Below are 11,661 nucleotides of genomic sequence, written 5' to 3'. Positions count from 1 at the left end.
CCGTTTTGAACCGCGTATTCGATTACCATGGACGGGCTGGTCACGCGGAAATACGCGGCGCCCAGGACACCCTGCCGCCCCCACCATCCAAAGTATGTGTCCTCGATCTCGGCCACCACGGTTTTCATTTTCTCAGCATAGTCGTCATTGTTCATGAAACCCAAACGGGCCTCGATCACATCCAGGAGTAACGTTCTCTGCATAGCTGTAAGTTCGCTTCCCTTAATGCCTTCCGGCGCAACTGTTGCACCATACTTTCCCGGCCCCAGCAAGAGGTCGATGGGCTGCTCTGCACGAACGGCTTGTCCTTTCTGTTCGTCCGTAAGGCTATCCATGAACGCTTGCGCTGCCGCAGTTTCCCTCTGCGTAATGAAGATTTCGTCACCGTCAAGGCGCAAGTGCAGCGGTTGGCCGCCAGTCAGCATCGGTGAAAAGGAAACGTTCGGTCCGAATACTGTGGCGTTTATTGCGAGATGGTGCCCACCGAACTGGAACATCCAGGGTTCTGTACTTGACGGTTCACCGAGAAATGCAGCGTAAAAGTATTCACTGCCGTATTTCATGACGCCGAACAGGTCTCCTGAGATCAGTAAGTCTGCTGCAGCCAGTTGATAGGTGATATTTTTCATACCGTCTTCACTCAAGAGTTCGTCAAGGAACTTATCGAGATTCGCCCGCTGTATTGCAGAGAGAACACCGAGCTTTACACCACCACGCGGAACCATACCCTCAGGAAAGTTGGACCAGTTTGAGCGCTGTGCGTTATCGGTAAACCGATATGTCGCCGCTTGTCTCTGATTGTCGTCCAGTGAGTCCAGAAAGAGCCTTGCAGCCGCCACGATGGCCACGGTCTTCTCGTCGGCAGCAGGCAGGTCGTGAGCGTGCTTGAGATTGATCTCTACTGGTAAGGGAACCGCTCCAAAAAAGACCCGAGCTACAATATCGGGGTGAAAAAACAGGTAGGCGAAAACTGCGGCAACGACAATCACTGCACCGAGAAGGTAGATCAACACGCGTTTCATGGATCCCGCCTTGATCTTTTCATTTATTCTTCCTCATCGTCTCCGTATTCTTCACCGCGATAAGCCGCACGCAATTCGGCGATATTGGTCGCCTTTTTAACGCGCTCTTGAAGCGCCTCTTCCCCTGCGATCAGTTCCTTCACATTCGCCAGCACCTCCGCCATCCGATCTGCGGGAAACTTAACCGCGCCATTTTCATCCATGTGAATAATCTCGCCAGGCGCAACATCCATCCCGCAAATCGACACCGGCACATTCACCGCCTGTACAGCCTGATCGCCATGGCCCGGCGATATACCCGTCAGCAAATACTGAAACTCCATCGGACGGATCTCATCGATATCCCTCGACGGTCCATTTGACACACACCCCACGCACCCCAACGCTTTCATCGTCGTCGTCATATTGCCGCCCGCAAGCCCCACCTTACCCGCAATCTCCGGCGGAAACTTCTGCTCCAGCGCCAGTATCGTCGGCTTTGGCGACGCATCCAGTGCCTCGGACACATCCATAAACGACAACCGGCTAAATCCCGCATCCGGCAACCCAAAAGTACACGTCACTGCATACCCGCACCGCGCGCCGAGTTCTGGATACATACACTTAATCGTCTGATCCGTGTACCAATTCTCAACCCACGGATTGTAAAGCCCCAAACACAACGGATTACTCGGATACGTCGCCACCACATTTGTAATAGACGGCGTATCGAAATTCTCCAGTTCCTTCAAAATCTCCTGCTCTGTCATGGTAATCTCCTGTAAAAAAGCTATCAGCTATCAGCGGTCAGCCCGCCCAGGTCATCGGGCGACCACAGGGGGTCGCCCCTACTGACCAATTCACTTCACACTTCTCACGTCTTTCCCACCTTCACCACATGTCCCTGATCCCAATCCTGGATCAACGGCTCCAGATCATCCCAAAACGCTTCGGGAATTTCAATACTGCCAGCTTCGGCATTTTGAATCGTCTCCTCTTTGTTTCGCCCCCCGCAAATCGCCGTTGCAATCAACGGATGTCTTGTACACCACTGCAGCGAGGCAGCCACTAGTGGAAATCCATAATCGTCGCAAAGCGCTTTTATCCTCCCAACGCGGTCCAAAATAGCCTGACTAAAATTGCGATTCACATAAGAATGCCCGGGCAAGGGGCCCGTCGCCAGCAAACCGCGCTCCAGAGGCGTAGCAAGCGCAATGCCCACATTGTGTTTTTCGGCACCGGGAAAAATGAATGTATCCGCCGTGCGGTTCAACAAACTCCATGCATCGGGAACCACCGAAGCATCAAACTCGCCCGTATCAATATAGGGACCATTTGAATCGGGATCATTCGCCGCAATACCGACAAAGCGCACCACACCTTCATCCTGCAATTTTCGCAACGCCCCAAGCGCGCCATCTTTTGCCATCACCTGCTGCATGGGAAAATCCATCGGATCGTGAATGTACAGCACGTCAAACGCATCCAGCCCCAACCGCTCCTGGCTGTCTTCCACCTGCTGCATCACCCCGTCGAAAGAGAAATCGTATTCATTTCCCGATCTTCCCACCTTTGTCGTCACCGTACACTTTTCAGCCAGATCAGGGCGTTCGCGCAACGCGCGACCAATAATTTTCTCGCTCACGGTATTCCCGTAAAGCGGCGCTGTATCGACCAGCGTACATCCCGCCTCAATAGCAGCCACCACATTCTCTACGCCCACATCTTCATCGACACCCGGCAAAAAATGACCATCTGCCCCCATCACACGAGCGAGAAATGCCGTGCCAAAACTGACGATTGGAACCTCCAACCCCGTTCTGCCCAATATCTTACTCTGCATCGCAAATCCCTCCTGAAAAAACCCCTCGCATAATAGACGACAGAACCCCGCGTGTCAATGCGAAAAAATCCCCTGCTCTATGTCGTAAAACAGAAGTATCGATTCCCTATCGACTTAGACGAATTGGACATCAAATTAGAAATAATCGTTGACAGTCTATACAATATACGATACACTCAGAAATTAGCGTATTGAACTGCCTCATCACTAATACTGTAACGAATGAAATGACGTGCGGAAGGAAAAATTCACCGTGAATATTGATTCCATACACTTCAAGGGACATAGTTGTTTCAAAAAAGAGTGGGCTGGCTTCGACACACTTAAACCGATCAACGTCATCATCGGACGTAATAACTCTGGAAAATCACACCTTCTGGATTTGATTGAAGCATTATGCGTCGGCCTACACAACGACCAAGGTTGGCAATATCGATGTAGTGGCGTATTAGACGAGGAGTCATTGAGAAGTGCGTTTCTCGAAAATCACATAGATCATGCATCAGGAAGAAATCACTGGCAGGTACACGGACGACATTTTGTCGATATTCCGATAACCTGGGAGGTTGACGCAAACAGGGACATATCTAACATGGTATTCCCCGACGATTTCAACTTGAACTCCCCTTATGGTGAAAGCTCAACCAATGCCCGACTCTCAGGCATTAAACAGGTCCTACAGAACGCATCTCGCCAATTTAACTATCATTCATTTCGCAGACTTCTCGCAGACCGAGACATTAAAACCGAGTCAGCGACGGCTAACCTAACACTCGAACCGGATGGAAACGGAGCTACCAACATAGTACAGCGTTTCCTTCATACCGCCAACGAGGAATTCCCGGAAGGGGTAATCAAGCGGGAACTCCTGGAAGCCCTGAATTTCGTTTTCGGAAATGACGGCGAGTTTTCAGAAATTACAATGAAAGTCCATGATGATGAAAAAACCGATGGCTCAAAAGACCATTGGGAGATATATCTCCGTGAAGATAAAAAGGGGCTGATCCCCTTAAGCAAATCGGGAAGTGGACTGAAGACCATTCTTCTGGTTCTACTAAATTTATTGGTCGTGCCCAAGGCTAAAATAGAGGAAAACAGAAACAAATCTGATTTTGTATTCGCTTTCGAAGAACTTGAAAACAATCTTCATCCAGCACTCCTGCGGCGGCTTTTTCAGTATATTGAAGAATACGCCACCAATGAAAAGACACATATTTTTTTGACAACTCATTCGAGCACGGCATTAGACTTCTTTAGTGTCTCGAAGAATGCTCAAATAATCCACGTTCTACATGATGGCGAATCGGCTCGTACGATACCTATTTCTGCTCACTTTGATCGCCTCGGAGTGGTATCCGAATTGGGTGCAAAGCCATCGGATTTGCTCCAGGCAAATGGCATCGTTTGGGTGGAAGGTCCATCGGACCGAATTTATCTCAATCGCTGGATTGACCTCTACTCGGATGGTCGTTTTCAGGAGGGTCGGGATTATCAATGTGCATTCTACGGTGGGTCGCTTTTGGCACGGACACAATTCAAGGCTCCCGAGGAAGCCGAAACCGATCTTGTGAATCTGCTCCAGGTTAATCCAAACATCATCGTTGTATGTGATGGGGATCAAACTGACAAAGATTCTGATATAAAGGGGAGGGTGAAGAGGATTAATAGGGAGGTAAAAACAATTCCTGACGCTCATATTTGGATAACCAGTGCTAAGGAAATTGAAAATTATATTCCCGGCTCTGTCCTCGAGAAGGCATTAGACCTTTCAGGACTTCGTGATCCTGAACAGTATGAGAACTTTTTTCCCCGTAAAAAAGCATGTTCCGAGTCATACATTGAAGCTAACCTGAAGAAGCGCAATGTCGATAAGGTAGATTTAGCCAGGTCAAGCGTTCCGCACATGACGAACGACATAATGGCGGACCGATTTGATTGGAAAGAACAGATGAAAGAAATTGTTGCTCGTATAAAATCCTGGAATACTTGAAAGGCTTGCCAATGAGTAACGGCTTTAGACCGGTCTTCACAACGACTCATCCCATCACCAGCGGACTGACACACATCGAACGCGCTCGAGGCTTCCTGGAAGCAGCTATGCTATCAGAGCAGTGGGTGCAGGAAATGGGGCAGCGCGCCTTGCTTCTGGAAGCGCACCACACCACGCATATTGAGGGAACGCACCTCACGCTGGACCAATCCCGCCTGCTGCTGGCGGGGCGCCCTGTACCGGATGCCAACCCAGAAGATGTGAAGGAATTGCTCAACTATCGGAAAGCATTCGAATTCGTATCCGAATATATTTCGGATGGCGGCCCGATCACAGAGGGATTGATTCGAGAAATCCACAGGCGTCTGGTTGAAGGTGTGCGCGGCGGCATAGCGGGTCCCGGCGCGTATCGGAAGATCCAGAATTATGTGGTAAACTCCCTCACCGGGGAGATCATCTATGAGCCACCACCAGCTTACGATGTGCCAATCCTGATGGCGGAATTGGTGGACTGGATCCAGCGGGAGCAGGAAGTCCATCCCGTGCTAATGAGCGGAATTGCACAGTTTCAGCTTGTGCATATCCATCCGTTCTTGGACGGCAATGGTCGCACCTCCCGCCTGCTCTCCACTCTGTGCCTCTATCGTGCCGGATATGACTTCAAACGCCTGTTCACGATCAGCGAATACTATGACCGGGACCGGGTCGCCTTCTACCAGGCGATTCAAAGCGTTCGGGAAAGCGGTATGGATCTGACTGACTGGCTGGAGTATTTCGTAGAAGGGCTATCTACTCAGCTTGCCGAAGTCAGGAGGCTTGGAGAACGGACCATCCGACGGGATATCCTCATCAAGGAACGAGGTCTGCCCGATCGTCAGGCCAGGGCACTTAGCCACATTGTCGAACATGGTAGTTTGACCATTCAGGACTTTGAGCACCTTTGCCCCGACGTCAATCGCCGGTCACTTCAGCGAGACATTCGTGCCATGATAGAACAAGGGATAATAAAAGAAAAAGCAACGAGTCCAACGGACCCTGGCAAACGATATGTGTTCAATGATGGATAGCTTGACTCAGGAGCTATGACAAGCTGTGACATGGAGCTATGACAAGCTGTGACAAGTCATCACAGAATCGCCGGAAAAAAATGACCCCCCCGACTACTCCTTAATGGAGAGAACCCCTTGGGTTCTTGTCATCGGGGGGGAACCTTTTGTCCATCGGGTGAACCATGACGAAATAAATCTCTAAACCGCCATCGCCTCTTCTTTCAGATCATTCAACCCTTCAAACTCGCGCCAGATATCGGCCATAGTATCCGTGCTATTTTCTCTCGAGTTGACGTGTCGGGGTCTGAAAATCACGGCATAACGGATATCGGGCGAATGATTTGGTCCTCCATTGTGATACATCTGGTGATGGCAGATCACCGCATCGCCTGCTTCGCCCATAAACTGAATCGGCCCATGCGGCAAATCGATATCGGGAATCCGGCGATTGGCCTTTGCCGTCTCCACATAATTGGGATCTTTTTGAAACGTCGCCTCATAAGCGCGATGGGACCCGGGCCAAAAACAGAAATTGCCCATAAAGGGCCTTGGAACATCGTGAACCAGAATCACAACGAGCAGCGTCATACCGCGACTCAGCAACCCATCCTTCAGCTTCCCGCCCAAATCCAGATGCCCTCGCGTCAGTGGGCGCTCCTCTGCATCGGGAAAATTGAGCTTCACATTGCCTCCCTGCGGCTGGATCAACTGCCCCTTTCCCACAACTGACTCGCACAGACCCCAAAGCGGCGATTTATTAAACAAATCTGTAATCACCGGCTCATTGCTCAACCCCGGATTTCGTCCCTGTTGCATCACGCGATAACGCATATGCCGATTAATAGCCCTGCGCGCTTGATCGGCCATCAACTTTGGCACAGCACCTCGCACAAGCACATATCCCTCTTCGAAAAACTGCTGCTTTTGAGCTTTGGTCATCTGCATGGCAACCTCCTATTCATAATCCAGCACAACCTTAATCGCCTCGTCGCGATGATCGATAAACAATTCAAAACCCTTTTGCACCTCTGTAAACGGCAAATGGTGTGTGATAATCGGCGAGACATCGATGCGTCCCTGTGCGATCATATCCATAGCCAGGGGATAATCATTCAACGAATCTGGCCCCACAGAGCCGACCAGCGTCACATTCTTACTGAAAAAAGCGCGATAATTAAACGCATACACATCGTCATCGGGCACACCAAACGCCAGCACTGTACCCAGACGCTTGGTTAAATTCAGACACAAATTGACCGTATCCTGATTGTGCCCCACAATCTCCACCACCAGATCGGCCATCCGCCCATCCGTAATTTCTCTCACAACAGCCACCACATCTTCCCTATCGGGATTTACCACATGGGTCGCCCGCATCTTTTTGGCCGCCTCAAGACGAAAATCGACCGTATCCACAGCAACAACGGTCTTCGCCCCCAAATTGCTCAACAAATGCGTCATCAACAAACCCATTGGCCCCTGCCCCACCACCACAGCATCCTGATTGAGAATATTACCCAACTTGCGACACGCCCAAATCACCGTCCCGAGAGGCTGTGACATCAACAATTCATCGAGCGGTTTATAATCTGCGAGATGCACCCCCACTCTTTCGCTCGAAATATAATACTCAGCCAACCCACCAATACCCGCCGTGGGCCGCGCCTGCACAAAATCCCCGGGTTGAAACCGATTCGACGACGACGCAACCACCGTCCCAATACACTCGTGAATCGAAGTCCCGATATTCATCGGATACACTGCGTCCGGCTGTTTCAATACAAACTTTGGCGAATCCGACCCACAAATCGCGGTCATATGCGCCTTAACCTTTATCGATCCCTTTGGAAAATCCTCAATATTCGGCTCATCGGCCTCAAACATCTCAATCTGCCGATGAGCGACAACGTGTGCTGCTTTCACCAATGCCTCCTTCAGAAACTCTCAGACCTACGGGCGGGCACAGGGGCACCGCCCCTACATTGATTGTTATCGCCTATCCATCCCGTCAATCCGCCGCCTCAATCCGCGAAGTCTCCAACTCACTGCGCTTTCCCAACCATATAAACACACCGCCAACGCCCAGCACAAAACCGCCCACAAACAAAATCCCCAGACGTCCGATCAGTGGATTGGGCAACAAAACGAGCGTACAAATCACCCCACCAATAACCGCAGCAAAACTACCGATAATTTTGAGCTGGCGCAAATCATTTGGTATGCCGATCTCTTTCTCAAAATCAACCGGTGTCAGCATGCGATCAAAAAAGTCCTGCGCCTGCCTCTTATAAACTTCCGGCGTGCGATTCCAGAACGGCATCGTCAACAAATAAACCACTATCCCCACAGTGAGATTGATAAACACCTTCTGCTGAAATGACCAGGTCTCGCCAAAGAGTTCCGCGCTGAAAAATCCGAATGCCGATGGAATCAGCGTCACACACACCGTCACAATCGCCGCCCAACTCGGCGACGTGCGAATAAACAGCCCCATCAACGCAGGCACAGCCATCGGCAGTGCCAGCAAAGCGCCGATATTCAACATATGTTCAAACACCCCTCTGCCCTCAGTATTTGCAAAATACGTGGCAATACTCACAATACACACCCCAAACACCGCTGAAAACACCTGTCCCAACCGCATCAGGCTCTTGCCCTTAACAGACGCTCTCCCAAACAACCGGCACAGCGTCGGATAAATATCATTCGTAAAAATCGCCGCATTGCGGTTCAACCCCGAATCCATCGAACTCATCGTCGCCGCAAACATCGCCACCACCATCAGCCCCGTCATACCCAGCGGCAACACATTCAAACTCGCAATCGCATACGCAGCTTCCGCAGCCTTGGGAATATCGACCGCCATCACCTCGGCGTGAAACAAAAGCCGCGCAGTCATCGGCGGAATAAACCAGATAAAAGCACCCGCCGTCATCAGCACAAAGCCCAGCCACGCAGCTTTCTGCGCCTCGCGTCCATCCTTCACCAGAAAATACCGCTGTGCCGACGTAAGCGTATTGTATCCAATCACATTCTTCAGCAACATCGCTACAGCCCACGCATACGTATAAGCCCGCAACGGAAACTGGTCAGGTGCGTTAAACACACCATAAGCCGACGACAACCCCATATTCTGAATGCCCTGAAACAAAGCACCCACGCCGCCGAGCTTTACCAGACACAACACACCCACCAGAATAGTAATCGGAATGAGGATAAGCGTCTGCAGAAAATCCGTAGCCGTCACCGCCCAGCTACCCCCAATCAGCGAATAGATCAACACCACCGCGCCCACCACCACGATCACCTGCTCAATTTTATATCCAAACACCGCCGAACAGAAAATCGCCAACCCCAGAAGATGCAGCGACGAATACAAGGTTTGCATCACAAATGACATCCACGCGTAAAATTGTTGCGTCGAAATACCAAAGCGCAGGCGGATAACCTCGGGACCCGTAATCGCCCTGATCTGTCGAAACCATTTGGCGAGAAACAAACCGTTAATCGCAAAACCCACTGAATTTGCCAGATAAATCACCAGCACACTCCAGCCCGCTTCATAAGCCGCACCCGCTGCACCCGAAAAAGTCCACGCACTAAACGCCGTCATAAACGCACTCGACCCCACCAGCCACCAGGTGCCCTTACAACCGTTTCGAAAATAATCACTCACATTTTCATTAAAACGGCGAAACACCATCCCCACCCCAACCAGCACGGCCAAATAACATCCAATCACAACGTATTCAACCGATGTTTCACTCATAGAGAAATTCTCCGGTTACCATCACCAGTGATGCACAAGATGCCCTTGCCCAAAGAAAAACAACACATCCACAATAAAAATCAGCCCAATACCCAGAACATAACCGAGCATCAGCCCCATAAACAAGGGTAGGGACTGGCGATAAAGTCCAATACCGCCAATCTTCAACAAAACGGACTTAACCGTCCACGCCACAAAAACCGTAAACACCTGCCGCTGCAAAATACCCGTAGTAAACACCGTCAACCCAATAGGACTCAACGGCCACCTCAAAAACCGATAGCGCAAAAAACTACACAAAACAGTGAGACCTGCGCCAATACCAAAAAACATCAGCCTGTCCAGACTGATGCCAAAGGGATTTTGCAATTTCTTCACCACATTGCTGAAAATTACCACATTCCCTGAATTAAACGTATAAACATTAAAATTGTACGCGCCGTGCATATACCCCAGATAAAGCGTGAACACCGCCGAAATAACCATCGACACCACCAGAGCGCACATCGTTGTCCAGAACAGCGACCGGGTCTTGAGCTTGAGCCTCGCCCCCATCTGCGCGATATGTGCCAGTGTAGAAGCGCCAAAAGTATTGCCCAGGCCAAACGTCGAATAAGACAGCGCCAGAGACGCGGCACTATTGGTATCCATCTGCCGAATACCAATCGTATAAAACGTGAAACTTTGCGGCGTAATGGGCATCCGCGCATAAGCCAAACCCGACTCGGCCACAAACCGCGTCACCCCCACCGTCATCAAAATCAACGCAAAAAGAAAAACACCGGCCACGAGCGCGGACATGCCCGAATGCCACAACCAGAAAAAGAGAAACGCCGCCCCCACAATAATCCCCCACACCGCTGCCCGATAAGACAACAGTTCATTCGAGTCGTCCACAGCATCATCGCCGCGCATCGCCTTGCGCCACACATCCCGCAAATGCGCGCGCGCCATCCACATACTCAACGCCGTAAATGCAAAAAAAGCCCCCATCGCCTGCCATCCCATCGCAGCACCGCCGCGAGACCCCCAGATATCGGACGCGCCAATAGAATATCCCAATCGATCAAAAACACCGGTTTGCACAATACCCAGCGCGTAGAAAAACCACAAACTGAACAACACATCGAGATTGGTAAAAAACGCGAATCCCAGAACAAAAAAATTGAACTTGATCGGAATAGCGGGAAACCCGCGCCCAATTGGCAGCGCCCATCTATCCATCAACGGAATAGGTGGAAATGTGTGCCAGAAATAACCCACGATATTCCACACCACCACAACCACGGGAATAGTCACACCAGCCCAAAACAAACGAGAATACAGAAGCCTGTATTTTCCTGCCTCAACCTCTTCCAACATCGTCAGCGGTGCTTCAGCCAGGGGAAAAGGCAGACGTTCTCGATCCACCCACTGCCGCCGCAACACAGCCATCAGCGCCACGCTCACCAGCGCCAGTGCAATGAGAAAAACACCCCACCACACAAGCGGCGTCATCCACGCATCCCAGGGAATATCAACGCCAGGAGGCTTGCCCTCAAAAAAATACGTCATCTGATTGGCGTGATTGGGCGGCGCAGCCCATTTGGGCAACCCATCCAGCAAATAATCGCCCCACTGATTCTCGGGCGAGGCGTAATAATAAGGCGCAGCAATCCCCCCAATAAACAAACCCATAAAATTCGCCGCTGGCACAGCCCCTGCAATCCACCCCATCGAAAAAACCACCACCATCTCGCCCCGCGACAGTGCCCACTGCGGCTTTACCTGCGCCACCAGAACATTCAACGGCCACGCCAGCACCGTGAAAACCACCATAGTCGCCATCGGCAAATGGGCAAAAACCATGCGCGACGAATGCACGATATAGGCCGAATAAGCGGGCAACAGATTCACCAGGAACGTCACCGCAATCCCCACGCAAAAGGCGCGTGTGGTCACGCTCAAGTGTTTGCTCTCCGGGTGCAAATCCCGATCCATCGCTTTCAATTCGGCCATCGCAATCTCTC

The 11,661-nt window shown here is 51.0% G+C and carries 9 protein-coding genes; 2 read left to right on the top strand and 7 right to left on the bottom strand.

The window, feature by feature from the left end:
• The 3 genes from F4Y39_23615 to F4Y39_23605 form a co-directional block, all read right to left on the bottom strand.
• On the bottom strand, positions 1–1,022 hold a 1,022-nt coding region (locus F4Y39_23615; protein ID MYC16727.1), incomplete at its 3' end, for a DUF3500 domain-containing protein.
• A 23-nt stretch (positions 1,023–1,045) separates the two neighbouring features.
• Positions 1,046–1,771, bottom strand: a complete 726-nt coding sequence (locus F4Y39_23610; GenBank protein MYC16726.1) for an RraA family protein — start codon at positions 1,769–1,771, stop codon at positions 1,046–1,048.
• Between the two features lie 104 nt (positions 1,772–1,875).
• Complete coding sequence (locus tag F4Y39_23605; protein ID MYC16725.1) at positions 1,876–2,844, bottom strand: aldo/keto reductase; 969 nt, start codon at positions 2,842–2,844, stop codon at positions 1,876–1,878.
• A gap of 253 nt (positions 2,845–3,097) precedes the next feature.
• Here F4Y39_23605 and F4Y39_23600 point away from each other — a divergent pair, with 253 nt between their 5' ends.
• Both F4Y39_23600 and F4Y39_23595 read left to right on the top strand, forming a co-directional pair.
• Positions 3,098–4,834, top strand: a complete 1,737-nt coding sequence (locus F4Y39_23600) for an ATP-binding protein (protein MYC16724.1) — start codon at positions 3,098–3,100, stop codon at positions 4,832–4,834.
• Positions 4,835–4,845: 11 nt separating this feature from the next.
• Positions 4,846–5,901: a Fic family protein gene (locus tag F4Y39_23595; protein ID MYC16723.1), complete on the top strand. Its 1,056-nt coding sequence runs from the start codon at positions 4,846–4,848 to the stop codon at positions 5,899–5,901.
• A gap of 180 nt (positions 5,902–6,081) precedes the next feature.
• On the opposite strand, the gene F4Y39_23590 is transcribed toward F4Y39_23595, so the two are convergent.
• From F4Y39_23590 to F4Y39_23575, 4 genes are all read right to left on the bottom strand, one after another.
• Positions 6,082–6,828 carry a phytanoyl-CoA dioxygenase family protein gene (locus F4Y39_23590; GenBank protein MYC16722.1) on the bottom strand — a complete coding sequence of 249 codons (747 nt, stop codon included), beginning with the start codon at positions 6,826–6,828 and terminating at the stop codon, positions 6,082–6,084.
• A 9-nt stretch (positions 6,829–6,837) separates the two neighbouring features.
• Positions 6,838–7,806, bottom strand: a complete 969-nt coding sequence (locus F4Y39_23585; protein ID MYC16721.1) for a zinc-binding dehydrogenase — start codon at positions 7,804–7,806, stop codon at positions 6,838–6,840.
• A gap of 85 nt (positions 7,807–7,891) precedes the next feature.
• On the bottom strand, positions 7,892–9,652 hold the full coding sequence (locus tag F4Y39_23580) for a hypothetical protein (protein ID MYC16720.1): 1,761 nt from the start codon (positions 9,650–9,652) through the stop codon (positions 7,892–7,894).
• Positions 9,653–9,673: 21 nt separating this feature from the next.
• The gene (locus F4Y39_23575; GenBank protein ID MYC16719.1) at positions 9,674–11,650 is read right to left on the bottom strand and encodes a hypothetical protein; all 1,977 of its coding nucleotides are present in this window, start codon (positions 11,648–11,650) and stop codon (positions 9,674–9,676) included.
• Between the last annotated feature and the right edge of the window lie 11 nt (positions 11,651–11,661).

This window comes from Gemmatimonadota bacterium (assembly GCA_009838845.1).
Classification (GTDB): domain Bacteria; phylum Latescibacterota; class UBA2968; order UBA2968; family UBA2968; genus VXRD01.
This window is presented reverse-complemented; position numbering and strand designations above follow the sequence as displayed.

Excerpts from the sequence above, each read along its gene's own strand:
- F4Y39_23610 (MYC16726.1), bottom strand. The coding sequence starts at position 1,771 with ATGACAGAGCAGGAGATTTTGAAGGAACTGGAGAATTTCGATACGCCG.
- F4Y39_23605 (MYC16725.1), bottom strand. The coding sequence starts at position 2,844 with ATGCAGAGTAAGATATTGGGCAGAACGGGGTTGGAGGTTCCAATCGTC.
- F4Y39_23595 (MYC16723.1), top strand. The coding sequence starts at position 4,846 with ATGAGTAACGGCTTTAGACCGGTCTTCACAACGACTCATCCCATCACC.
- F4Y39_23590 (MYC16722.1), bottom strand. The coding sequence starts at position 6,828 with ATGCAGATGACCAAAGCTCAAAAGCAGCAGTTTTTCGAAGAGGGATAT.
- F4Y39_23580 (MYC16720.1), bottom strand. The coding sequence starts at position 9,652 with ATGAGTGAAACATCGGTTGAATACGTTGTGATTGGATGTTATTTGGCC.
- F4Y39_23575 (MYC16719.1), bottom strand. The coding sequence starts at position 11,650 with ATGGCCGAATTGAAAGCGATGGATCGGGATTTGCACCCGGAGAGCAAA.